22 protein-coding genes are annotated in these 23110 nt (G+C 60.1%); 17 read left to right on the top strand and 5 right to left on the bottom strand.

Features of this window, described 5'->3' with window-relative positions; all coding sequences use genetic code 11:
* The 4 genes from O8W32_00220 to O8W32_00235 are packed head-to-tail and all read left to right on the top strand — an operon-like array spanning nucleotide 1 to nucleotide 3827.
* Nucleotides 1–543, top strand: a complete 543-nt coding sequence (locus tag O8W32_00220) for an NTPase (protein WII09273.1) — start codon at nucleotides 1–3, stop codon at nucleotides 541–543.
* Nucleotides 543–1664 (top strand): N2,N2-dimethylguanosine tRNA methyltransferase, encoded by a 1122-nt coding sequence (locus O8W32_00225; protein ID WII09274.1) that lies wholly within the window; start codon nucleotides 543–545, stop codon nucleotides 1662–1664. The genes O8W32_00220 and O8W32_00225 overlap by 1 nt, the downstream gene beginning before the upstream one ends.
* A complete protein-coding gene (locus tag O8W32_00230; protein ID WII09275.1) occupies nucleotides 1664–2485 on the top strand; it encodes a hypothetical protein in 822 nt (273 codons plus the stop codon). The genes O8W32_00225 and O8W32_00230 overlap by 1 nt, the downstream gene beginning before the upstream one ends.
* A 10-nt stretch (nucleotides 2486–2495) precedes the next feature.
* Entirely contained in the window at nucleotides 2496–3827 is a 1332-nt protein-coding gene (locus O8W32_00235) for an adenylosuccinate synthase (protein WII09276.1), read from the top strand.
* A 25-nt stretch (nucleotides 3828–3852) separates the two neighbouring features.
* Here the strand turns inward: O8W32_00235 and O8W32_00240 are convergent, their stop codons facing one another.
* Nucleotides 3853–4533 carry a hypothetical protein gene (locus tag O8W32_00240; GenBank protein ID WII09277.1) on the bottom strand — a complete coding sequence of 227 codons (681 nt, stop codon included), beginning with the start codon at nucleotides 4531–4533 and terminating at the stop codon, nucleotides 3853–3855.
* 318 nt (nucleotides 4534–4851) lie between these two features.
* On the opposite strand from O8W32_00240, the gene O8W32_00245 reads away from it, so the two are divergent.
* Complete coding sequence (locus O8W32_00245; protein ID WII09278.1) at nucleotides 4852–5880, top strand: transposase; 1029 nt, start codon at nucleotides 4852–4854, stop codon at nucleotides 5878–5880.
* Nucleotides 5881–5928: 48 nt separating this feature from the next.
* On the top strand, nucleotides 5929–6321 hold the full coding sequence (locus tag O8W32_00250) for a hypothetical protein (GenBank protein WII09279.1): 393 nt from the start codon (nucleotides 5929–5931) through the stop codon (nucleotides 6319–6321).
* 472 nt (nucleotides 6322–6793) lie between these two features.
* Here O8W32_00250 and O8W32_00255 read toward each other — a convergent pair whose 3' ends face one another.
* The gene (locus O8W32_00255; GenBank protein ID WII09280.1) at nucleotides 6794–8092 is read right to left on the bottom strand and encodes a UbiD family decarboxylase; all 1299 of its coding nucleotides are present in this window, start codon (nucleotides 8090–8092) and stop codon (nucleotides 6794–6796) included.
* A gap of 23 nt (nucleotides 8093–8115) precedes the next feature.
* Nucleotides 8116–8847 (bottom strand): TetR/AcrR family transcriptional regulator, encoded by a 732-nt coding sequence (locus tag O8W32_00260; GenBank protein WII09281.1) that lies wholly within the window; start codon nucleotides 8845–8847, stop codon nucleotides 8116–8118.
* 220 nt (nucleotides 8848–9067) lie between these two features.
* On the opposite strand from O8W32_00260, the gene O8W32_00265 reads away from it, so the two are divergent.
* From O8W32_00265 to O8W32_00275, 3 genes are all read left to right on the top strand, one after another.
* A complete protein-coding gene (locus O8W32_00265) occupies nucleotides 9068–12007 on the top strand; it encodes an MMPL family transporter (protein WII09282.1) in 2940 nt (979 codons plus the stop codon).
* 123 nt (nucleotides 12008–12130) lie between these two features.
* Entirely contained in the window at nucleotides 12131–13654 is a 1524-nt protein-coding gene (locus O8W32_00270; GenBank protein ID WII09283.1) for a nitrite/sulfite reductase, read from the top strand.
* A 91-nt stretch (nucleotides 13655–13745) separates the two neighbouring features.
* Nucleotides 13746–15431, top strand: coding sequence for a glutamate--tRNA ligase (locus tag O8W32_00275; protein ID WII09284.1), 1686 nt, complete (start codon nucleotides 13746–13748; stop codon nucleotides 15429–15431).
* 119 nt (nucleotides 15432–15550) lie between these two features.
* Here O8W32_00275 and O8W32_00280 read toward each other — a convergent pair whose 3' ends face one another.
* A complete protein-coding gene (locus tag O8W32_00280; GenBank protein WII09285.1) occupies nucleotides 15551–16207 on the bottom strand; it encodes a metal-dependent transcriptional regulator in 657 nt (218 codons plus the stop codon).
* A gap of 192 nt (nucleotides 16208–16399) precedes the next feature.
* On the opposite strand from O8W32_00280, the gene O8W32_00285 reads away from it, so the two are divergent.
* The 8 genes from O8W32_00285 (at nucleotide 16400) to O8W32_00320 (ending at nucleotide 21524) form a co-directional block, all read left to right on the top strand.
* Nucleotides 16400–17242, top strand: coding sequence for a DUF1638 domain-containing protein (locus tag O8W32_00285; GenBank protein ID WII09286.1), 843 nt, complete (start codon nucleotides 16400–16402; stop codon nucleotides 17240–17242).
* Nucleotides 17243–17339: 97 nt separating this feature from the next.
* The gene (locus tag O8W32_00290) at nucleotides 17340–17591 is read left to right on the top strand and encodes a helix-turn-helix domain-containing protein (GenBank protein WII09287.1); all 252 of its coding nucleotides are present in this window, start codon (nucleotides 17340–17342) and stop codon (nucleotides 17589–17591) included.
* 186 nt (nucleotides 17592–17777) lie between these two features.
* On the top strand, nucleotides 17778–18503 hold the full coding sequence (gene ribB, locus O8W32_00295) for a 3,4-dihydroxy-2-butanone-4-phosphate synthase (protein WII09288.1): 726 nt from the start codon (nucleotides 17778–17780) through the stop codon (nucleotides 18501–18503).
* Entirely contained in the window at nucleotides 18500–18937 is a 438-nt protein-coding gene (locus tag O8W32_00300) for an FAD synthase (protein WII09289.1), read from the top strand. The genes ribB and O8W32_00300 overlap by 4 nt, the downstream gene beginning before the upstream one ends.
* A 41-nt stretch (nucleotides 18938–18978) precedes the next feature.
* Nucleotides 18979–19404, top strand: a complete 426-nt coding sequence (gene ribC / locus O8W32_00305; GenBank protein WII09290.1) for a riboflavin synthase — start codon at nucleotides 18979–18981, stop codon at nucleotides 19402–19404.
* A gap of 54 nt (nucleotides 19405–19458) precedes the next feature.
* Complete coding sequence (gene ribH / locus O8W32_00310; GenBank protein ID WII09291.1) at nucleotides 19459–19887, top strand: 6,7-dimethyl-8-ribityllumazine synthase; 429 nt, start codon at nucleotides 19459–19461, stop codon at nucleotides 19885–19887.
* Nucleotides 19888–20143: 256 nt separating this feature from the next.
* Nucleotides 20144–20812 (top strand): formate/nitrite transporter family protein, encoded by a 669-nt coding sequence (locus tag O8W32_00315; protein WII09292.1) that lies wholly within the window; start codon nucleotides 20144–20146, stop codon nucleotides 20810–20812.
* Between the two features lie 142 nt (nucleotides 20813–20954).
* The gene (locus O8W32_00320) at nucleotides 20955–21524 is read left to right on the top strand and encodes a phosphatase PAP2 family protein (protein ID WII09293.1); all 570 of its coding nucleotides are present in this window, start codon (nucleotides 20955–20957) and stop codon (nucleotides 21522–21524) included.
* 82 nt (nucleotides 21525–21606) lie between these two features.
* Here O8W32_00320 and O8W32_00325 read toward each other — a convergent pair whose 3' ends face one another.
* Nucleotides 21607–22791 (bottom strand): ATP-binding protein, encoded by a 1185-nt coding sequence (locus O8W32_00325; GenBank protein WII09294.1) that lies wholly within the window; start codon nucleotides 22789–22791, stop codon nucleotides 21607–21609.
* Between the last annotated feature and the right edge of the window lie 319 nt (nucleotides 22792–23110).

Here is a 23110-nt window from a genome sequence, read left to right on the forward strand (position 1 = left end):
ATGGTGAACGACATCAAAATAGGTCTTACTGGCCTGCCCGGATCCGGGAAGACCTACACTTTGAAGCGTGTCATCGAGATGCTAGGCAAGAACGTGACCGTCGGCGGCATGATCGACGAGAAGATCACCGACGGCAGGCATGAGATAGGCATCAGCGTTTGCAACCTCGGAAACGGGGAGAAAGTCACATTCGCCAAACCTGACATCGAGAGCAGGATCACGGTCGGCAACTTAGGTGTGGACCTGGCGAGCTTCGAATCCGTGGCAGTGGAAGCTATAAAAAGCGCCTGCGAGAACGCGGACGTCATCGTCATCGACGAAGTGGGCAAAGTCGAGGTCGAGAGCGAGGGCTTCGTGGACGCCGTCAAAGAAGCGCTCGACGTGGACAAGCCCATGATCATCACGCTCCACAAGAAATCCAGGAACCCTCTCCTGCAGGACATCAGGAGGCGGGACGACATCCGTATCTTCGAGGTCACTCCGATCAACAGGAACCTGCTCCCTCACAAGATCATGAGCCTCATGAACGGTGAAATGCTTTGATGCCGCCGGGCACGGTGATCACCGAGGGCTCCACCAAGATACTGGTCCCGGAGATCCATTCCGTCCACGGCCCCGGCAGGATCGTAGCCGGGACGGTGTTCTTCAACGAGCAGATGAGCTTCAACCGCGACGTGAGCGTCATGCTCCTCCGCGCGCTCGGCAAGCCGTCCATGACCGTCTGCGACGCCATGACCGCGTCCGGCTCCAGGGCGGTGAGGATCGCCAACGAGGTGCCGGGGACCGAGGTCGTCGCCAACGACTTCGATGAGAACGCTATACCTTACATAAACGCGAACATAGAGCTGAACGGCCTATCCAACTGCCGCTCCAGCCATGCGGACATGCGCGTCCTGCTGGCGCAGGAATCGTTCGACTACGTCGACCTGGACCCATTCGGGTCCCCGTCCCTCTACATACAGCCTGCCATCGGGGGATGCAGGAAGCATGCCGTGCTGGCGGTCACCGCCACCGACACGGCCCCCCTGGCCGGCGCCCAGCTCGGCAAATGCCGCCGCCGCTACCAGTGCGAGCCGGTCCGCGGGTACATGTGCCACGAGGGCGGGCTCCGCATCCTGATGTGCAGCATAGCCAGGGAGCTCGGGAAGTTCGATATGGGCATGCGCCCGCTGCTGTCCTTCTACGCCGACCACTACTACCGCACCTACGTGCAGCTGGTCCCGGGCGCCGATGCCTGCGACGAGATGCTCTCCCATCTGGGATATATGAAATACGACCGCTCGACCCTGGAGAGGGGGACATCGCGCACCCGCGACCCCGAGCATCCTCTCGGCCCGTTCTGGCTGGGGCCCCTGTTCGATAAGGCGCTGATCTCCCGCATGGACCCGGCCGGGACCGCCTCCGAGAGGAAATGCGGGAAGATGCTGGCACTGTGGAAAGGCGAGGTGGATTCCACGCCCTTCCTGTACGACATGAGCGAGCTGTCATCGTTCACCAAGCTCTCGCCGCCCAACCTCGACGAGTTCGTGGAGAGGCTGAACGGGTACGCTCCGTCCTCGAAGACGCACTTCTCGCCGACATCGTTCATCACGGAGCTGGACTCCGAGGACGTCATCTCGTTGTACAGGGAGATGGGGCGCCGGCCTCCTGCGCCGGAGGCCTGATGGCCGGCATCGCCGAGGGCGTCCGCGGCTTCCCGCAGCCGCCCGGAGGGCTCCTGAAGGCAGGCATCTTCGACCCCGTCCCCCTGGCGTTCAACGACGGCAGGTACATCGGGCAGGACAACCTCCCCGGGGACATAGTCGAAGGGGCCGTCTGCCTCCTGTCCTGCTTCAGCCTCTTCAGCGCGATGAGCGGGTACAGCTACGGCGAGCGGGACGCCTGTCTCAAGGAGGCCGAGCGCACCGCCTTCCAGGACTGCGCCCCCGGATGGACGGGGCCCTACGGCACCGTCTCGAAGGCCGACGCCTTCGAGGACGGTATCGCCTGCGCCTACGGGAAGGAGATCGAGCCGTACACGGCCGACTGCGCCTGCCGCCTGGCCGCCGGCGCCGCCGGAGGGTACCGTCCGGCGAGGGTCCGCGCCGACGACCGCACCTGCTCGAACATCGCCACCATGGTCCGGCGCACCGTCGGGTTCTTCGGGAACAACGGCCCGCTCAGGAGGATCGGGTTCTCCTTCGGGGCCGGCTACGGGGAGAGGATCAGCTCCGGATTCGGGCTCTTCCTCACAGATTCGTTCATCTGGGACATGGCCGTGACGCAGGACCCCCTGCCTCCGGACCGCACCATGAGGCTGCTGGTCCGCCTGGCCATGTGCAGGGAGTCGGGGGACCCCGACCTGGAGCGCATATCGAACATCGGTCTGGTCAACCCCCGCCTCGGATGCGCCTACGTCACCAGCCTGTCCAGGGTCCCGCCCGAGGCGCTGCAGGCCGCCTGCGACGCCGTCGGCCTGCGAAGGCCCCTGCCGTCAGCAGTTTAATTATAAATGGATGAAGAGGATAGCGAACGGCGATACCATGCCCAGCCTAGCCGTTCTCGGTTCCCAGTGGGGGGACGAAGGTAAAGGAAAGATCATCGACTACCTCGACGGGGACGCGGACCTCATCGTTCGTTTCCAGGGAGGCAACAACGCCGGCCACACCATCGTGGTCGGCGACAGGGTGTTCAAGCTCCACGGCCTTCCCTCGGGAGTGGTGAGGCCGGGGAAGCTCGCGGTGATCGGGAACGGCACCGTCGTGAACATGGAGGAGCTCCTCGAGGAGATCAGCCAGGTGGAAGAGAACGGCGGGAACGTGGACGGCCTGCGCATCTCCGACCGCGCCGCGCTCATCATGAACTACCACAAGAAGCTGGACGGGGCCGAGGAGGCGTACCGCGGCAGCAAGGCGGTGGGGACCACCAAGAAAGGCATCGGGCCGGCATACCAGGACAAGATAGCCAGGATAGGGTTCCGCGCAGGCGACCTCCTCGAAGAGGAGACCCTGAAGGACAAGATCTCGCTCCTCCTGCCCTATAAGAAAGACCTCATGAAGATGATGGGCACGGAGGTCTGCTGCTGCACTCCCGAATCGCTCCTGGCCAAGATGGAGGGCTGGGGGCAGAAGCTCGGTAAATACATCTGCGACACCTCCGTCCTCGTCAACGACGCCCTCGACGCCGGCAAGAACGTGATGTTCGAAGGAGCTCAGGGAGCCATGCTCGACATCGACCACGGGACCTATCCGTACGTCACCTCCAGCTCCACCATGGCCGGGGGCGTCTGCACCGGCGCAGGCATCGCGCCCAAACGCCTCAACAAGGTCATGGGAGTGGTGAAAGCCTACACCACCCGCGTGGGCGAGGGGCCGTTCGTCACCGAGCTGAAAGGCGAGGATGAGAAGAAGCTGCAGCAGAAGGGCGGCGAATTCGGCGTCACCACCGGAAGGGGCAGGAGGTGCGGCTGGCTGGACCTGGTGGTTGTCAACCACGCCAACATGCTGTGCGGGTTCGATTCCCTCGCGGTCACCAAGATCGATGTCCTGAACGATGTGGACACCATCCCCGTATGCTACGAGTACGATATCGGCGGAGAGAGGACCAGGCACTATCCCGCATCGCTGCAGAAGCTGAGCGCGGCGAAGCCCGTCTACAAGGAGTTCAAAGGCTGGAAAGGCTGGGACGACACCGAGGCGGTCGTGAAAGGCGGTTACGACGAGCTTCCGAAGGAGATGAAGGATTACATCTCGTTCATCGAGGAGCAGACCAAGGTTCCGGCGGACATCGTGTCCGTCGGCCCCGAGAGGGACCAGACCATCTGCCGCCGTTCCGATTGGTGGAACTGAAACCATCTTCCAGCGGCCGGCCTTCTCAGGCCGGCATCTCGGACCATACCACGGTCCCTGTCACGGGCCCGCTGTACACGAGATCGAACGCCGGCCATCTGCCTTCGAAGAGATAGGTCCGAGAGATTTCCGCGCCTTCCGTCTCAAGGCCCAATGTGCAGGCGTACGCGGTCCCTCCCGAGGCAATTGTGCCGGAGAAGGTCCCTGTGCCCTCATCGTAAGACCATCTGCCGTTTCCCATGGCCAGAAGGGTCGCGCTCCCGTTGTCCGGGAGCGGCACGGAACCGTCCGCCCTGGAATAGGCCTCTTCTGTGCTTCCCAGGCCTTCGGCGATGTAGAATCTGAGGCCGTTCCTGTCCTCAGCACCCGAGAACTCGGCCGTCACTCCCCATTGCGCATACAGATTGGCCCTGCTGCCTGCATCTATGCGGTCTCCCGCGTTGAAGAGCTGCCCGGAGCCGTCAGCAGCGGTATTCCAGGAAGCGAACAGCCTGACCCCGTCAGTGAACATGTTGGCTGATACCGTATCGCCGCGGAGCACATAGGTATCCGAACCGTCGGCGGTCAGCCCGCCGTTTCCATGATAGACCACGGTTCTTTCGGCCGCATCATCGGAGCTGTCATCGCTGAATGAGGAGTATGCCCCTGCCGCGAGAACGATGGCGGCTATCGCTATGATCAATGACGATGCCTTTTCGGGGTTCATGCATATTAATTGACACAATGTGTTTTATTATTTCCGTTCCTCTGGACACGGTCCCATTGAAACCCTCTTCGCTTTTTCCTCGATCCTGCGGGGCAGATCCTTTCGCAATCATGGGCTGCGGGCATGCCGGGCACGCGTATTCCGTCTGCCGGACCTCTGTTCCGCTTGGAATTCTATTATTTCTTTTTTTCGATAGACATAAATATATAATATTTGAACGGCATGTTGTGCAAGGCGAAGAGCCAGACATCGGAAAAGAGAGGAACGCCCCCCTGTGCGTAGGAAACATGCGGGGGCGGCCACCCGGAAGCGATTCGGATGACATGCCAAGATAGCGCTGACAGCATAGTTAAGGGTATTGCGGGGCCCCGCGGGAACCGCGGGGCGAACAGAGGCAAATCGTACTCGAGGATGCCGGCGGACGGCGGCGCCTCGGGGCGGTTCGCCGAGGCGCTGACGGCGGCCATGGACGCCGCCGGGGTGCCGCAGTGTTTCTCGAAGTTCAGCAACTGCATCTACACGGACCGCCAGAAGCTGGCGGTGCTGGTCCTCATGGCCCGGCACGGCATCAGCTACGGGGCCGTCCGCAGGGACCTGGGCATGTACAGGGGCTTCACCGACGCGATCGGCCTGAAGCGCATCCCGGACGGCTCGACCCTGTGCAAGTTCCTGAAGCGGATCGGGACGGACGTCCTGGAGAGGGTGGTGATGGCCTTCGCGGCCGCCGCGGACGGCGGCGCGACGGTGGCCGTCGACAGCACCGGCCTGTCCGACTTCGACAGGTCCGCCCATTACGAGAAGCGCCTGGACGACTTCGGTGCCGGGCGCAGCAGGTCGTTCACCAAGCTGTCGCTGGCGGTCGATACCGGCACCAGGATCGTCCTGAGCGCGTCGGCCTCCGCCGACGGGCACAGGAACGACACGACGTTCATGCCGGGGCACATCTCGGACCTCGCAGGGTCCGGGCTGAAGATTGACTGGCTCATCGCGGACAGGGCCTACGACTCGTCGCTCAACCACCGGCTCGCCAGGGACGTCCTGGGGGCCAGGGCGGCGATCCCGGTCCGCCGCGGCCGGGGGAACCGCGGGACCGTCATCCACGGGCCGTACAGGCGCATGATGGACGAGGCCCTGTCCGACCCGGACAGCGCCGAGAGCAGGGCGTACAGGCGCAGAGCTGTCATCGAATCGACGAACTTCATGATCAAGAAGGCGGCCGGCCCGTCGGTATCGGCCAGGATACCGGCCTGCAGGGAAAGGCAGGCCCTCCTCAAGGCGATCGCCTTCAACGCGCTGAGGGTCATCAGGCTGGGACGTATCGATAGGCTGCGGGGAGGGTTTCAATGAGACCTCTGGACACATCCTGTTTATATGGACCTGCACCGATTGCCGGGCATGCGCATCGCCGTTTCGACCGAGAACGGGCTCGTCTTCAGGCATTTCGGGACATCCCCCGAGTTCACCATCTTCGATTTCGACGGCAGCGGTAGTTCTGAGGTCAGCACAGTGGAGAGGACATGCAGGCCGGGGCATAATCCTGCCATAGATCTGCTTTCTCCGCTGTCGATCGATGCCCTCATCGGCGGGGAGGTCTGCCTCGCCGGGATATCCCGTCTCGAGAAGATGGGTGTGACCGTCTATTCCGGTCACGGCGGGGAAGATGCGGCGGAGATCGCCGGGAAGGTCTTCCGCGGAGAGGTCGAATCCGACGCCGACAAGAAGTCGCGCAGCGATATCTCGATGGTCGCAGTCCCCCGGAAAGGGAACCGCGGCGGCCCCCGGCAGTGACCTTCCGCCCCGCGCAGAAAAACCTGCAGATTGAAGAACTGCGCAGCAGAAAACAGAGAATCATCAAATGATCGGCAAGGAGATAGATTCTCTGCAGTGCGAAAGGTGAGCCTGGAAAGCTATTTCCTGTTCGCTTTTCTGATGATCGTCATCTACTTCTGCATCTCAGCGGGTTATAGGCGTTATCCCGCTGCCTGCCCTGGAAGACTGCCATGGTCTGCACATGGGCAGCATCTTTCGCCGTTATGGCGGTTCTGGCCGTCATTTACACGGCCATAAGCCAAGATTCTCAGAGCAGGCCGGTCTGATAATCGCGCTGTCTGCATTGATCGCGCATATGATATTGCTGCTGTATATTCTCGCGAAGGTGCCTCGGAACTCGCGTCGGAACAGCGCGGAATGAACAAGGCACCGGGAGGATCGCTCTCTCCCGGCACCTTTCCGCCGTCGGCCCGGATGACGATGCAGCGTTTCAGTCGGATCTGCCGGAGGCCTTCTCCGCTCCGGGGCCGTCTTCCTCAGGCACCGTTGCCTTCACGAACGGGGCCCTGTCGGCGCCCATCGGGAGGGTCGCGTCGAACCCGACCTTCCAGGTGGTCTTCCCGGCCGAGGGGTCGAGGGACGAGCCTGCCGCGCCGGGGATCTTTATGATCTTATCGGCCTGCATCCTGGTGGCCACCGCCCACTCGACCTCCCTGTCATCGAAGATGTCGATGTCGTCGTCGACAACGATGACGTTCTTCATCGAAGTGTGGCCGGTGAAGGCGGCCATGATGGCATTGACCCCGTCGCCCTCCTTGTTCTTGGCGATGGAGACCACGCCGTCCAGCCAGCAGCAGCCCCCTTCTGTGAGCCTCACGTTCTTCACCCTCGGCACCGCCTGGCGGACGGTGCGGAAGATGACAGGCTCCCTGGGGACTCCCATGAGCAGGAAGTGCTCCCAGCCTCCGGGCAGGAGGAGCTGGAACACCGGGTCCTTCTTGGCCCAGATCCTCTCGATCTTCACGATCGGCTGCTCCCTGACGGAGTCGTAGGTGCCGGCGATGTCTACGAAGGGCCCCTCGGGCGCCGTCTGCGAGGTGATCCTTCCTTCAAGGACATACTCGCAGTCGGCCGGTACCTCGATGCCGTTGGAGCATAGCGCGGTCCTGAGCCTCGTTCTGTGGCCCTTCAGGTGCATGGCGGAGGCGATGGTGAGCTCATCGACTCCGTAGTCCACAGAAAGCGCGGCGGCGACCATCGCCTCGGCGGGCGCCCCGATGCATATGGATATCTTCAGGTCCTGCCCTGCGGCCTTGGCCTCATTGTAAAGCGTGAAGGTGTGCCTGGGGACCAGCCTGATCCCGATCTCGTCCTTCCCGCGGATGAGCATCCTGTGGTAGGATACGTTCCTCTTCCCGCCGAACTGCGATACGACGATGCCGGCGGAGATGTACCTGCCGGCGTCCTTCGGGAAGTATTTCACGATCGGGAGCTTGGTGAGGTCCAGCGGAAGCTCTTGGTATTTGAAGGCGGGAGAATCGGTATTCTCGGTCGCCTCGGGCTTGGCCATGGCGCCCATGATATGGAACACGAGCCTGTCCTTGGGGATCCCCATGGCCTTGGCGATCTTCTCCCTGGTGGAGTAGACGTTCCCGGCGGCCATTCCCCCGTTGAGGTTCTCGAACAGGAAGGTGGCGCTCTGGTCTGCCTGCATGTGCCTCGTGGCGCCGTACCCGTCCGGGTCGATCTTCTCGGAGACCTTCACCGCGCCCTCTAGGTCGATTGTCATGCTCAGGCTATCGGGGGCGGCGTTTAATCGGTTTTCGGTAGGCCGCTTATGATCTCGGAGATCTTGCGCCCGCCCAGGTACACATCCCCGGATTCGACGATGTCCGCGATCCTGTCGACCAGCTCGGTGATGTTGAACACCGGGATCTCCACGGTGGAACTGGCGACCCTTACCATGGTGTTGAGGACATCGCGGTACTCCCCGTCGTACCCGTGCGCGTACTGGGCGCATACGTTCCCGACGGCGCCTATAATCGCGGATATCCTCACTCTGAATATCTGCGGGTTCCTGGTCCCGCTCATCATGTCCTTGAAGACGTCGCTGAACCATTTCTCATAAACATCGACGTATTCGCATACGGCCGCCCAGGAGCGGTGGGCGTTGTAGATGATATCGGCCAATCTCGGGGAGGAGCTCGCGAGATAAAGTTCTATGGCGGCCGGGAGAATTATGGCGCTCATCGGGTCGTCAAGCCTGCTGAAGACGCTCTTCGAGTCCTCAAGGAAGTCATGGAGGGCGTCGGTGACCGCGCTGAGCAATATGTCCTCCTTGCTTTTGAAGCGGTTGTAGAGGCTGCCGTTGAGTATACCGGTCTTCAGGACGATGTCGCGGGTGGTGGTGTTCTCATATCCTTTAAGATAGAACAGCTCCACCGCTGCCATCTTGATCTTATCGCGCGCCTCCTCGCGTTTTTCTTCTGCGGATTTCTTGGCAGTCTTGCCTTCCGCCGTCTCCTGCATATCGGAATTCCCCATGCTCAGACCCTATTTAAATTTGAGCAGGCTCAAAACATTTTTATCAAAATTTCCGTTCTAATCCAGTCTCGATATTTCTAGTATATAAATTTACTAACGAAAACGAACCGCAGGCAGGGCAGCGGTGAATTATTATCAATCGTTTATCCAATTTGTTTTTTGACTATGTTCAAAATATATTTATAGCGTTAAAAAATAACCTCGCCCCATTGGTGAAACCATGTTCTCCAAACTTGCGGACACAGTCATGAAACACTCCAAGGCGATAATCGCGCTTTGGGTCGTGGTTCTCTGCTGTGCCCTGCCCTTCGGGCTCAAGAGCAACGACGTTCTCGTTTACGACATGAACGAGCTGCCGGGCTCAAGCAATGAGGCGTCCGAAGGCCAGGACATTATCAATGAATACTTCACGAACACAATCGATCTCTCAGAGATCCTTGTCATCTCATACGATAACGCCGAGGAGGCAGCGCTTACCAGCGCCGTCTATTCTGAGTTTGCCTCCCGCATGAGCGCCGAGCTCGGGGACAAGGGCTTCACTGTCTCCGATTACGGATCTTATTCCAAAGGCTCGTCCGGATATCCGGGAATCGAGTTGATAGCCATCGGCTGCACCGACAAGGATTATGATGTGGTCGATGAGACAGAAAACATCAGGGACATCGTCAAAGATTCTGTCGATGCTGTTTCGGGAGCCGGCGCTCTCAAGACCTATGTCACCGGGAACGATGCGCTCACTCATGACACCATGACCTCATCCACCGAAGATGTCTCCAAGATCGACCCCATGTCCATCGTGCTCATCTTCGTGCTGCTGGGTCTCTTCTTCTATGCCATCGTCACGGCCATCATCCCGCCGGCGGTCGTCGGTATGTCCTACGGGATCGTCCTGCTCCTCCTGTACGTTATCGGGAACATGGTCGGTATCTTCTACATCACCCAGATCCTCATCCTAGTCGTCATGCTCGGAGCGGGCTGCGACTATGCGATTTTCATCATGACCCGCTACCGCGACGAGAGGAAGATCGGAAAGGACCATCAGACCGCCCTCAGGGAGGCAGTCATGTGGGGCGGGGAGTCCGTCTTCACGTCCGGTGTCTCAGTTGTCATCGGTTTCGCCTGCCTGGCTATCTGCGACTACTCTCTCGTCAGGACCATGGGAATCATACTGGCGCTCTCCATCGTCGTGGCACTGTTCGCCGCTCTGACCTTCATCCCCTCGCTCGTCAACCTGCTCGGGGAGAAGATCTTCTGGCCCAACGCCATCAAGAAGTACCAGGACAACGAGGCCAACGTCAAGAAGGGCAAAATTAGGGGGCTCCACGCCCACCTCTCCTCCATGTCCAAGAGGTACTTCACCTGGCTGTCCAGGAACACCCACAAGTACGCGGCGCCCATCGTCGCCGTGCTCCTCGTCGTCGCCGTTCCCAGTGTCTGGTACTTCTTCGAATCCGAGGACTCAGCCGACCTCATCAGCGTTGAGCCTGACTCTGAATCCATGGACGGACTGAATGCCATCATGGACGTTGCCGACGGCGGCATGATCATGCCTACCTATGTGGTCCTCGATCTCAATCAGAGCGCTGTCCAGAGCATAAGCACGTCCTCGGACGATTATGCGTACGCGGTGCTCGATACAGCCGGACATCTTGCGACAGATGCATATGGAAATCCGATCAGGCTTCCGTATCTGGTCTGGTCCTCCGCCGGGCTCACAGTCGATTCGGCGACCATGTCCGCATCCGGGACCGTCGTTGACATAATGACGATGACCAACCAGATCCAGAGCAAGTACAGCAGCATAATCGGATCCGCGTCCGGGCTCAACTCCTGGACCGTTCTGTATGCGACTGCCGCATCCCAGATCGCGGCTGCAGGCGAGACTCCTACCCCCGCTCTTGTTAATGCCACGCTCGTCGGAATGATGCCGTCCGCAGTTCATGATCCCATTGCCAGATTGGTCGGGGCCGGATCGTCCTACAATACGATGGATTCCACGCAGACTGTCGCGGTCACCATGTCTGGTACGACCGTTACCGGAACGATCACCGTCTCCAATATCATCGACTACATACTGAACTATGCCACCGGCATACTGTCCGCCGACGGGTCGCACGTCAGCATCATGATCGTCACCAACGAGAAGCCCATGTCAGCCAACACCATGGACTTCGTCAACGATCTGCTGGGCGACATGCACAGCGGCGACAGCAGCTACGATTCCGTATACGCCTCCGACTGGAGCGCATCTTATGTATCCGGCACCTCTGCCTCGATGCAGTTCATCATGGATGATGTCGAGGAGCAGTTTGACTTCATCAGGGTCGTCGTCGCGGTCCTGCTGATCTGCCTGCTGTTCTTCATCCTGGGCAGCTACCTGACCCCTATCAGGGCCATACTGACCATCTTGCTGAGCGTCATCATCACCGTCGTCCTGACAAGGATAGTCTTCAGCGACATCCTCGATACGCCGGTCATTTGGTTAGTCCCGATCGTCCTGTTCGTCGTCCTGCTCGGACTCGGCATGGACTATGAGATCTTCATGACCACCAAGATCAGGGAGAACAAGATCCGCGGAATGTCCAACGATGCGGCCATCGACAGTGCAATCAGGACCACCGGGCCCGTCATCAGCCTGTGCGCCCTCATCATGGGAGGCACCTTCCTGACCCTGCTGATCGCCAACTCGTCCATGCTCAGGGAGTTCGGGTTCGCGCTCGGGTTCGGCATCATCATCGACGGCCTGCTCATGGTCGGCTATGTCAGCCCTGCCCTCATGCACCTCATGGGCCGCTGGAGCTGGAAGGGCCCTGGGTTCCTCACCAGGAAGCACGGCATCAACCCTGACGGGACCAACCTCAACCCCGTCCCCTCCGGGACCGTGGACCCCCAGACCGGCGACGTCATCACTTCCGATGAGGATGTGAAGAACTTCAAGGAGGAGACCGTCCGCGGAGTCGCCGAGAGGGAGCAGAAGCTCGATGCGCTCAAGGCCGAGATCAAGCCCCTCAGGGACGATGCTAGGATCGGAAGACTTGACGAAGAGGGACAGGCCCTCCTCTCCCAGAAGGAGAAGGAGCTCAGCGAGGCGAAGAGGGAGTTCAAGGCCTACTGGAAGGGACGCCGCGAAGAGCGTTACAAGATGCTCGGCATCCAGTGAGGCTGTTCCGATCTCGGAAACCGTTTCCCAAACACTTTCGGCCCCTCCTCCGGGAGGGGCCGGCCCTTTCTTTCTCTGTTCTTCTCGGAAAACGGCATGAATCCCATCGGCGATATGAGTGCCATGGATTCCGAGACATACAAGGCGATGCTTCCGAAGCTCTCGGAGGCGTCGCAGGCATTCTATTCGGGCAAGATGTCCGTCAAGGAGTACAAGGGCATCTCCGGCGGGTTCGGCACCTATGCGCAGCGCGGAGCGAAAGAGGGCATGGTCCGCCTCAGACTGGCCGGCGGGCGCATAACGAAGGACAAGATGGCGTTCATCGCCGGCTGCATCAGGGAGTACAGCCCGTCGCTCGTGCACTTAACGACCTGCCAGTCTGTCCAGCTTCACGGCCTGTCGGGGCCGGCGGCGGTGGAGATCATCGGCAGCGCGGCCGACCACGGGATACTCACCTACGGCGGCGGAGGCGATTATCCCAGGAATGTGACCGCGACCCCGCTCTCCGGCGTCATAGAGGCACCGTTCGATGTGCAGCCGTACGCGGAATGCGCTTCGAGATACCTTCTCAACTACGTCGAGGGGAAGAAGCTCCCCAGGAAGCTGAAGGTGGGATTCTCCAACACCCTCGAGAACATCACCGACGCCACCGCCAGGGACCTCGGATTCGTGGCCAGGGCCGACGGGATGTTCGACGTCTACAGCGGAGGCGGCCTGGGGGCGAACCCGAAGCTGGGTCTCCTCGTATCCGAGGGAGCGGACCCGGAGGACCTCTGCGACTACCTGGCCGCCATGGTCCGCATGTTCATGAAATACGGCAACTACCAGGACCGCTCCAAGGCCAGGGTGCGCTACATGCGCGATACGCTCGGCGATGACGGTTACATCGAGAAATTCAAAGAGTGCCTCGCCGAGGCGGAGAAGGACGAGACCGTTCCCAAGGTCTTCCCCGACCACATCCTCTGGTTCAAGAGGGGAGACGGCACCGTCCCCAAGGACCCGAGGGCCCGCCCGCAGGCGAGGAACGGGCTCTATTATGTGGTGTACCACCCGATAGGCGGAAGGATCGCGCCTTCGAAGTTCGTCGAGATCAGCGAAGCTGTCTCTCCCATCGACGAGGCGGAGGTCCGCGTCGGCCCGAACGAGACGCTGTACGTCATCAACCTCACCGGCGCCGAGGCCGACAGGATCGCCGCTGTCACCTCAGACGGGTCCCGCACCCTCTTCGAGTCGTCCATGTCCTGCATCGGGAACACGGTGTGCCAGATCGGCCTCCGCGATTCCTACGGGCTCCTGACCAGGCTCATAGAGATGGAGAGGGCCGAGGGCTTCGCCGACGGCGTTCTCCCGATGGTGAGAATCTCCGGATGCATTTCGTCATGCACAGCGCAGCAGCTCGGCGCGATAGGCCTGAAGGGCTGCGCGCCGGTGGACGGGGAGCCTGCGTTCGAGGTCTCCGTGAACGGCTCCCATGTCCGCGGGAAGGAGCGCCTCGGGGACGTTCTCGGTGCCGTGAAGGAGTCCCAGATCCCCGATTTCTTCAGGGACCTCGGCAGGGCGGTGCAGGCATCCGGGAAGTCCTTCCGCGAATGGTACGGCGGGGACGCCTCCAAGCTGAAGGCCGTCGGCGCGCCCTATCTGCACTGAAGTCCGCGCCTTCCGGCCCCGGCCTCCAGCCGGGGCCCGCGGACGGTTCCGCGGAACTGTATTAATAGGCGCGCGCGATTCGAAGGCCATCATGTCAGAGCCCATAGAGGACACCATCAGGAAGCTCGCGCTGCAGAACGCGGTCAATTTCAAGGGCAAGGCCAACCCCAAGGCCATCGCAGGGAAGATCCTCGGCTCGCACCCCGAGCTGCGCGGGGACGTCGCCGGGCTCAACGAGACCATCGGCGGCATCGTCGCCGATGTCAACGCCATGGCTCCGGAGGCCCAGAGGAAGGAGCTGGAGGAGACCGCTCCCGAGATGCTCGTGAAGGAGAAGAAGGTCAGGACCTACGAGCTTCCCGACCTGGAGAACGCCGAGAAGGGCAAGACGGTCATGAGGATCGCCCCCGGGCCCTCCGGCCCGCTGCACATCGGGCACACTAGGGTCTCCGTCCTCAACGACGAGTACACCAAGAGGTACGGCGGCAAGCTCATCCTCAGGTTCGAGGACACCAACCCCGAGAAGATCGACCCCGAGGCGTACGACACCATCCCGGAGGACCTCGATTGGCTGGGGGTCAGGATAGACCGCAGCTACATCCAGTCCGACAGGTTCGAGCTCTACTACAAGGTCACTAAGCAACTGATCGAGCAGGGCCACGCCTATGTGTGCACCTGCGATGCGGAGAAATGGAGGTCGCTCAAGGAGCAGAAGACGGCCTGCCCCTGCAGGGACCTGCCGGTGAACGAGCAGCTTGAGAGGTACGACAAGCTGATGGAGGGCGCTCCCGGCTTCGAGGATGCCATCGCCGTCGTGAAGACGGACATCGCCCACCCCAACCCTGCCATCAGGGACTTCGTCGCCCTCAGGGCGGTGGACGCTCCCCACCCCAGGACCGGGGACAAGTACCGCCTGTACCCCATGATGAACCTCTCCGTGGCCGTGGACGACCACGAGATGGGCATGACCCATGTGATCAGGGGGAAGGACCACCTCAACAACACCCTGAGGCAGAAGTACATCTTCGATTACTTCGGCTGGAAGCAGCCCGAGTACATCCACTACGGCCTCGTGCACATACCGGACACGGTGCTCAAGACCTCTCTCATCAAGGAGAGCATCAGGAAAGGGGAGTACACCGGCTGGGACGATGTCAGGACCGGCACCGTCCGCGCCCTGGCCCGCAGGGGGATCAGGCCGGAGGCCATCAGGCGCTACTGGGTCGAGAGCGGCATAAAGTCCGTGGACATCAACTTCTCCTGGGACGGCCTGTACAGCATGAACAGGGACATCATCGACCCGATCAGCAGCAGGTACTTCTTCGTCCGCGACCCGGTCCGCTACGACATCGAGGGAGCGCAGGAGATCAAAGGGAAGGCGCCCCTGCTGCCCGACGACCCCTCCAAGGGCTTCCGCGAGTACGACCTCCAGCCGCCGTTCACCGTCTTCATCACCGAGAAGGACTCGGCGGAGTTCGCGAAGGACAAGAAGATCAGGCTGAAGGATCTCTGCAACCTCGATTACTCCACCCCCGCGAGGTTCGCCGGGAACGATGTTTCCGGGGTCCGCGGCGGGAAGATGAAGGCTGTGCAGTGGGTCTCCAGGAGCTCCGTGCCCTGCGAGGTCCTCATGACCGACGGATCCGTCGCCAAGGGGCTGGTCGAGAACGCCCTCCTCTCCGAGAAGTCCGATACCGTCCAGTTCGAGAGGTTCGGCTTCGTCAAGGTGGAGGAGAAGTCCCCCGAGAAGATCGTCTGCGTCTACACCCACGACTGATCCATATTCAGGGCCGGAAGGCCCCTCTGCGCCGCCGAGGATGACCGTCCGAAGGCCGGCGGCGCGTTTTTCACAATAATTGATTTCCGGGAAGCGGGATGTGCCCGCGTTCCGGAGTTTCAGGCCGTGCAGACGTCGATGTAAACCGAAGACGCCGAATCGCTGTCGATGGCCAGGGTCTGGTCCCCGACGGTGATGACCCAGGTCCCGTCGTTGGACTCTACCGACAGCTTCCTCCCAGGGACGAGCCCCATGGAGAGGAGCTTCTTGAGCACGGACGCGTCGTTGGACCTGAGGTGCGATATCGTCCCCATGTCCCCCGGGTGCATGTCCGAGAGGAGCGAAGTGATGTTGACCTGCTGCGCCGAGACGCCTTTGCAGGGGTCCACGCAGCACTGGCAGTCGCAGTCCGGAGGGTTGCCGAGCATGTTGCACATCCTGACGGCGGACGCGTCCGAGATGGAATGCTCGATGCGGGATGCCTCCTCATGGGCCTGCTGGTGGTCCATCTCGAGTATATCGGTGAAGAAGCGCTCCACTACATGGTGCCTCTTCCTGGTGAGCCTCGCCTGGGTCAGTCCCTCCTCGGTCAGCTTCACCCCGCGGTACTTCGCGTATTCCACGAGGCCGTCCTTCGACAGGATCTTCAGCATCTCGCTGACGCTGGCGGGCGAAACGCCCATGAAAGTAGCGAGCTCCGTGGTCTTTGCCACGTTTCCATCCTCAGTCAGTTTGAGGATCGCCAGGAGGTAATCCTCGCGGTTTCCGGTGGTCATCTTCTTCCCCAACGCTCTATCTGTAATTAAAGGTTAGGGGCACCTAACAGGAATCCAGTGCCCGGATGGCGCAGATCGGATGCCGATCCGCTCTGAATATCGATTCATCCAAGCCGCCGCCGGCTCTGGCACTGGACGGTATAATGAAAATACTTAGTATGTTATTAATACCAATATCATCTAAGGACACTTATGACCAAGGGAGTTCTGGGTGTCATTGCCTGCCCGATGCTCGAGGACGAGCTGCTGTGGGCTCTGAGGAACGATAAGGAAACGAAGACCGTATGCCTCGCCGAGAACGATCACTGCGCATCCGTGCGGGAGAAAATGGATTACTGGCACATCCCGTACACTATGGTGAAGGAAAGCGACGTATGGAACGGGACCTTCCCGAAGGAAGGATACACGGTCGTCATCGTGATGAACGACCTCGCCCTCCATGCCCAGCCCAAGGACCTGCAGGCTAAGACCGAGGACCAGGTCAGGCTCATGAGCGAGCACGTGGATTCGATCGCATGCTATTACGCGCTGTGCGGCAACTACGGCTGGGACATCTCCGAGTTCTCCAGGAAGAACGGCCTGAAGCCGACGGCGGTCTTCCGCGACAGCACCGGGAGGGTGTGCGACGACTGCGTCGGCGTCGCGGTCAACGGAGGCGCCAAGTACCTGGAGCTGGAGAAGACGTACAAGGGCATGTTCTACGTCATACCCGCCATAGCCCACAACTGGAAGGCGTTCATGGGGGCGAGCGACGAGGCGCAGAAGGTGCTGAGCATCGACAAGGAGATCCTGAAGGAGCTGGGGATCACCGATGAGGAAAGCTACATGCGCTGGCTCTTCGAGATCGGGCATTATCAGAACTATCTCATCATGGACACCGGCCTCGAACCCAACGAGGAGCAGTTCCATGCGGACCTCGCCGCCATGGAGAAGTCGATCAGGCTGAAGCCGATCACCATCGCCGACGGGTGGCTCTCCCTGAAGCCGTCCGAGACCATCTACCGCACCGCCAAGGCCGCCATAGGGGGCGACTGAAACGCCGAGGACGCTCAGCGATCTGCCGCCGTGCCCCGTCGAGACCGCCATAGACCTCATCGGGAGCAAATGGAAGGTCCTGATCCTGAGGGACCTCATGACGGGTACGAAGCGCTTCAGCGAGCTGAAGAGGTCCGTCACCGGAGTGTCCCAGAAGGTCCTGACCCAGAGCCTCAGGTCCCTCGAGGACGATGGCCTCATCACCAGGAAGGTCTACGCGGAGGTCCCGCCGAGGGTCGAGTACTCCATGACCGACCTCGGCGCCCTCCTGCACCCGGTGCTCGACGCCCTGGCCGTCTGGGGCAACGAGTACAAGGCCTCCCTCGGGGCCGCCGGCGGGACCGCCTGACAACCTCCGGCAGGTTCCCCGGGGGCTCTGTCCCCATAAGCAGTAGGTCGATTCCCGCTCCGCTCTTTTTATCAGCAGCCGTAAATCTACCCAGGCATCCTTTCCGGAGACTGCATCGACCTACTGATTTATTGGTTGTTACCCATCTGTTATTTCAAGTGCCGTCTTCGGCAACTCCGATAGGCTATGGTTAGCGAGAATATCGAGAAGGCCCTGGAGGCCGTCCGTCAGGGGAAGATAATCCTGATCTACGATTTCGATGACCGCGAGAAGGAGAGCGACATGACCTGCGCCTCGCAGTTCATCACCCACGACATCATCAGGCAGATGAGGCAGGACGCCGGCGGCCTGCTCTGCTGCATCACCCCGTGGCGCCTGGCCAAGGAGATCGGGCTCCCGTTCCTGTCCGACGTCTTCTGGGACGCCAGGGAGAAGTACCCGGTGCTCGGCTACATGGCGCCCACCGACATTCCCTACGACAACACGAAATCGTCGTTCGGGGTCACCATCAACCACAGGGACACCTACACCGGCATACCCGACTGCGACAGGGCCCTCACCATCAGGGAGTTCGCCAAGACCATCTTCCAGAAGGGGAAGACCGGCGAGGAGCTCGCCCGCGACCTCGGGAAGAACTTCCGCGCCCCCGGCCATGTGCACCTCCTGAACTCCAGCGAGCACATCCTGACCAACAGGCACGGGCACACCGAGCTCGCCAGCGCCATGATGTACATGGCCGGCGTCGAGCCCTCGGCGACCATCTGCGAGATGATGGGCGATGACGGCCATTCGGAGAAGAAGGAGGACTGCATCGCCTACGCCAAGGAGCACGGCATCCCGTTCGTCACCGGCAACGAGATCATCGAGGCCTGGAACGACTTCAAGAAGCAGCATCCCGAACTGGACGTGTGAAATTGACGAGGGTCATGGCTTCGGGCGTGTTCGACATCATACATCCGGGCCACATATCCTACCTCAGGCAGGCGAAATCGTACGGCGACGAGCTCGTCGTCGTGGTGGCGAGCGATGAGACCGTCCGCCGCGAGAAGCACGAGCCCATCACCCCTGAGGACATGCGCGCCAAGATCGTGGGTGAGCTCAAGCCGGTGGACAGAGCCGTCGTCGGCCACAGCGGCGGGAGCATATTCGACATCGTCCGCGAGATAAAGCCGGACGTCATCGTCCTCGGCTACGACCAGCATTTCGACGAGGCGAAGCTCTCCAGGGACCTGGAGTCCAACGGCCTCCGCGGGATAAAGGTCGTTCGTGCGACCGAGACGGCGGACGACCTCAACGCCACCCGGCGCATCGTCGCCAAGATAAGGAACATGGGGGGAGCGAACTGAAGACCATCGGCATCGCGGACACGACGTTCGCAAGGTACGATATGGGCAAGGCCGCCATCGACGAGCTCGAGCGCACCGGCACAGGGTTCAGGATCATCAGGGTCACCGTGCCCGGGATGAAGGACCTGCCGGTCGCCTGCAAGAAGCTCATCGAGGAGCAGCACTGCGACATCTGCATGGCCCTGGGCATGCCCGGGCCCATGCCGAAGGACAAGATGTGCGCCGACGAGGCATCCAACGGCCTCATACAGGCGCAGCTGATGACGAACACCCACATCATCGAGGTGTTCGTCCACGAGGACGAGGCCAAGGACGATGCGGAGCTGGCCTGGCTGGCCGACCGCCGCGCCCGCGAGCACGCCGTCAACGTCTACGATCTCCTGTTCAGGCCGGAGAGGCTCACCGAGAGGGCGGGCACCGGCCTGAGGCAGGGGTTCGAGGACAAAGGGCCGGTGTACCGGCAGTAAACGCTTTGAGGACCACTAACCACTTACCGTGCATTTGCAAAAGGAGGACAAGAAATGAAAGAATACAGGATCGGAGCGGTCGTTGCGGAGTTCAACTACGAGGTCACCATGCTGATGATGGAGAGGGCCAAGGCCGAGGCGGAGTTCCTCGGAGTGAAGATCACCAGGATCATCAAGGTCCCCGGGGTCTTCGACATGCCCCTGGCCATCAAGACCATGCTCGAGCGCGACGACATCGACGCCGTCATCACCATCGGCGCGGTCATCAAAGGCGAGACCAAGCACGACGAAGTCATCATGGCGCAGGCCGCCCGTAAGATCACCGACCTGTCGCTCGACTACGACAAGCCGGTCGCCCTCGGCGTCACCGGCCCCGACATGACCGAGCTGCAGGCCGTCGACAGGATCGAGAAGGGCCGCGACGTCGTCGATGTGGTCGTCAAGATGCTGCAGCGCGTCGAGAAGCTCAAGACCGAGCAGTGAAAAATCTCTTCCCGGGGGTATTACCCTCCGGGCTAACATCTTCCGGGCGCATGCCGCCGCAGGAGCCTCTCCGGCGGCGGATTCCGGAGGTCCGCGGGCCCGTGCGCAATGTCAGCACGCGGTTTACCCCGAACCTAAATCGGTTACATTTATTAGCGCTCCATTGATGACATTCCAACGTAAACCGAAAGGCGCCGGCTGTCCCGTTCATGCATAATAGGAGAAACCGAACGGCGCTTTGCGGGGTGCGTGAGAAATGAACTGCAAGCATTACGGCAAGTGTTTTCTCAGGTCCGTATTGGCGGGCCTGTCAATCGGAATGGGCGGATGCGTCTTCATGGCGATGTCCACCGGCGAATACAAATGGGTCGGGGCGATCCTCTTCTCCATCGGCCTTTTCACGGTCTATACCTTCGGGTTCGACCTCTACACCGGGAAAGTGGGCTACGCGGTGGAGAACAAGCCGCCTTTCATCATCGACCTCCTGATCATGATCGTCGGGAACTTCGTGGGGGCGCTCATCATCGGATGGATGATCCCCATGTCCGACGCCGCGGCGGCGGTCATCGTCGATGCCCGCCTGGACGGCGACATCGATTGGTGGAGGGTGTTCTGCAAGGGCGTCTTCTGCGGTGTCCTGATGTTCATCGCCGCCGACGTCTACAAGACGCAGAAGAGCTACCTCGGGGCGTTCGTATGCGTCCCCGTCTTCATCCTCTCGGGCTTCGAGCACTCGATCGCCGACATGTTCTACTTCTGCTCCGCGGGAGAGTTCACCATGGACGCCTTCCTCTTCGTCCTCGTCGTCATCCTCGGCAACGGGGTCGGGGGGATCGTCATCCCCGAGTGCAGGAAATACTTCAAGGAGACCCCCGGCGGCGCCGTCGAGGCCGTGAAGAAGGCCCTGGCGGACGACGACAGCTGAATCCTGCCGTCATCTGGATAGGCCTGCGGCCTGCAGGGGCCGCCGAATCCCGGCCTCCTCCGCGGGGCCGGACAATTCTTTCATCTGGCACATCGGCGCCCGCTGACGACCGTATTTATACGCGGAACGAGAATCCATGTCCGTGTCCGAACTGGATATCCTCATATGGATACGCGACAACATGTCCTCTGCGGCCATGGACGCCGCCTCCGAGGCGGCGGACCTGCTGGCCGGCGGGGCGTTCACCTATGCGCTGTCCCTCCTGCTGCTGATACCCAGGAGGACCCGTCCTCTGGGCGTTCTTATGCTGCTCTCCGAGGCCCTCTGCGACCTGATAGGCGGGCCGCTCAAGGCCGTCACGGCCAGGGACCGCCCTTTCGAGGATTATCCTGTGGACCTCATAATCTCCCGGTCGAGCGATTATTCATTCCCTTCAGGGCATACAGCCAACGCTTTCGCCCTGGCGTTCTCGGTCCTCTGCTTCGACAGGAGGTACGGCGTCGCCGCGATGGCTTTTGCAACATTCGTCGCCTTCTCCAGGTTGTATCTGTTCGTCCATTGGCCGACTGATGTGATCGCCGGCGCGATCATGGCCGCTGCGTGCGTCTTTGCCGTCAGGTCCCTCATGAAGTCGCGCCTTGAAGGGAACAGGCGGTGGCAGAAGTTCTTGGATTCCGATGTACGCAGCGCGATCCGTGCGAAGAGAGGATGAAGCTCGCAGCCAATACCGCTTTTTCGCAATATCTGGGTCATCTTGATGCTGTTGTCGGCCCCGTAACGGCCGGAACCTTGGATCATTCCATGAAGAAATCGACCGCATTGATCGCTTCGATCCCCTCGGGAACATCGGGAAGGTCCCTGTCCATTGTTATCAAAACTCTTCTGCCATCCAGTTTGGCAATGGAACCGACTTCCCTTTTCAGGACATTGGAATCCTGTACGCTCCATGCGATCTGATAGTACTCCGGTTCTCCGTCCAGCCATGCCGTGAAGTCGATTTCCCTGTCCCTGTACGAGCCGACGGATACTCTGTACCCTCTGCGCAGGAGTTCGATGAAAACTGCATTCTCCAGCATCGCAGCTTCATTATATTCGGAACTGAGCAATATGGCATCCCTGAAGCCCGTGTCCGCCAGATAATATTTAGCGTTGATTTTCAGATGTTTTCTGCCTATCACATCGTATCTGTCCGCTTTGTAGAAGATGTAGCACCCGCAAAGTTTCCCAAGGTACTTCTCGATCGTGCGCTGGTCGCCGACATAAGATCTCCCGGCTATGTTTCCGTAGGATGTGAGATTCCCGACATTGGATATCATGAACGAAGTCATGTTGTCCAAGATGGTCTGATCTATCTCCATGTTGGGCCTGATATCGTTGTTGATTATGGAATCGTACACCCCTCTAAGAATCGTCCTGTTCTTCCTCTGGCTGTCCTTGAGGTCTATGATTGGCATGCCGCCGAAGCGCAGGTATTGGGTGAATCTCTGGGTATATCCGTTCTCAGAATCGATCGGATAACGGGCTAGGAATTCCTTGAAGGAGAAAGGGAAGATGTTGATCTCGACGTACCTTCCGGTAAGGTGTGTTCCCAGCGATTCCGACACTGTTTCAGAGTCGGAGCCGGTGATATAGATGTTGGCGTTGTATTTCAGGCGGATGGTGTCCACTGCCTTTTCCCATCCTTTTACCAACTGAATATCGTCGATGAGAACAATCGGTTCATCGGAATGAATATTGGACGATACGAAGTCATAGAGCATTCTTTCCGAATCGATGACATACCTCATCTTCTCCAGATCGATTAGCATGATGTCCTTTTCAGATGTCCCGCTGTTCAGAAGATGCTGTCTGAATTGTTCCAGGATGACAGATTTTCCGCATCTGCGGATTCCGGTAAGGACCTTGATGATGTTGCGGTTATCGAAGTATTCCATCATCAGTTTGATGTACGAAGGACGTTCCACATACTCTTCGGCCATGAATGATGAATATGATAACTGTATTTTAATGTGTTAAATTCCTGGATTAAAATACAGTTATTCCTGTTTTTGAAAAATATTCATTCTATGCAAAGCGAAATTTCTTCGATGGGCAAGCTTCGCAGGCCGCAGGCCGTATCGGAAGGCCATGAACGATTGTGTGCTCCGACGGAACAGGCTTGTCAGAGATCCCCGAATATGGGCTCCGCAGCGGAGGCTTATACTCTTCCTCTGCGTGCAGGCTCGCATAGGCTGGATTTAATTTATGTAAAGAATCTTCAGGGGAATTGCAAACCGCCAAATACGCAGTAATGCATGA

The organism is Methanomassiliicoccales archaeon LGM-DZ1 (assembly GCA_030168595.1).
Lineage (GTDB): Archaea > Thermoplasmatota > Thermoplasmata > Methanomassiliicoccales > Methanomethylophilaceae > Methanomethylophilus.

Excerpts from the sequence above, each read along its gene's own strand:
- O8W32_00265 (WII09282.1), top strand. The coding sequence starts at position 9,068 with ATGTTCTCCAAACTTGCGGACACAGTCATGAAACACTCCAAGGCGATA.
- O8W32_00260 (WII09281.1), bottom strand. The coding sequence starts at position 8,847 with ATGGGGAATTCCGATATGCAGGAGACGGCGGAAGGCAAGACTGCCAAG.
- O8W32_00235 (WII09276.1), top strand. The coding sequence starts at position 2,496 with ATGAAGAGGATAGCGAACGGCGATACCATGCCCAGCCTAGCCGTTCTC.
- O8W32_00315 (WII09292.1), top strand. The coding sequence starts at position 20,144 with ATGAACTGCAAGCATTACGGCAAGTGTTTTCTCAGGTCCGTATTGGCG.
- ribB (WII09288.1), top strand. The coding sequence starts at position 17,778 with ATGGTTAGCGAGAATATCGAGAAGGCCCTGGAGGCCGTCCGTCAGGGG.
- O8W32_00240 (WII09277.1), bottom strand. The coding sequence starts at position 4,533 with ATGAACCCCGAAAAGGCATCGTCATTGATCATAGCGATAGCCGCCATC.
- O8W32_00220 (WII09273.1), top strand. The coding sequence starts at position 1 with ATGGTGAACGACATCAAAATAGGTCTTACTGGCCTGCCCGGATCCGGG.
- O8W32_00230 (WII09275.1), top strand. The coding sequence starts at position 1,664 with ATGGCCGGCATCGCCGAGGGCGTCCGCGGCTTCCCGCAGCCGCCCGGA.
- O8W32_00285 (WII09286.1), top strand. The coding sequence starts at position 16,400 with ATGACCAAGGGAGTTCTGGGTGTCATTGCCTGCCCGATGCTCGAGGAC.
- O8W32_00225 (WII09274.1), top strand. The coding sequence starts at position 543 with ATGCCGCCGGGCACGGTGATCACCGAGGGCTCCACCAAGATACTGGTC.
- ribC (WII09290.1), top strand. The coding sequence starts at position 18,979 with ATGGGCAAGGCCGCCATCGACGAGCTCGAGCGCACCGGCACAGGGTTC.
- O8W32_00255 (WII09280.1), bottom strand. The coding sequence starts at position 8,092 with ATGACAATCGACCTAGAGGGCGCGGTGAAGGTCTCCGAGAAGATCGAC.
- O8W32_00275 (WII09284.1), top strand. The coding sequence starts at position 13,746 with ATGTCAGAGCCCATAGAGGACACCATCAGGAAGCTCGCGCTGCAGAAC.
- O8W32_00325 (WII09294.1), bottom strand. The coding sequence starts at position 22,791 with ATGGCCGAAGAGTATGTGGAACGTCCTTCGTACATCAAACTGATGATG.
- O8W32_00270 (WII09283.1), top strand. The coding sequence starts at position 12,131 with ATGGATTCCGAGACATACAAGGCGATGCTTCCGAAGCTCTCGGAGGCG.
- O8W32_00280 (WII09285.1), bottom strand. The coding sequence starts at position 16,207 with ATGACCACCGGAAACCGCGAGGATTACCTCCTGGCGATCCTCAAACTG.
- O8W32_00250 (WII09279.1), top strand. The coding sequence starts at position 5,929 with ATGCGCATCGCCGTTTCGACCGAGAACGGGCTCGTCTTCAGGCATTTC.
- O8W32_00290 (WII09287.1), top strand. The coding sequence starts at position 17,340 with ATGACGGGTACGAAGCGCTTCAGCGAGCTGAAGAGGTCCGTCACCGGA.
- O8W32_00245 (WII09278.1), top strand. The coding sequence starts at position 4,852 with ATGACATGCCAAGATAGCGCTGACAGCATAGTTAAGGGTATTGCGGGG.
- ribH (WII09291.1), top strand. The coding sequence starts at position 19,459 with ATGAAAGAATACAGGATCGGAGCGGTCGTTGCGGAGTTCAACTACGAG.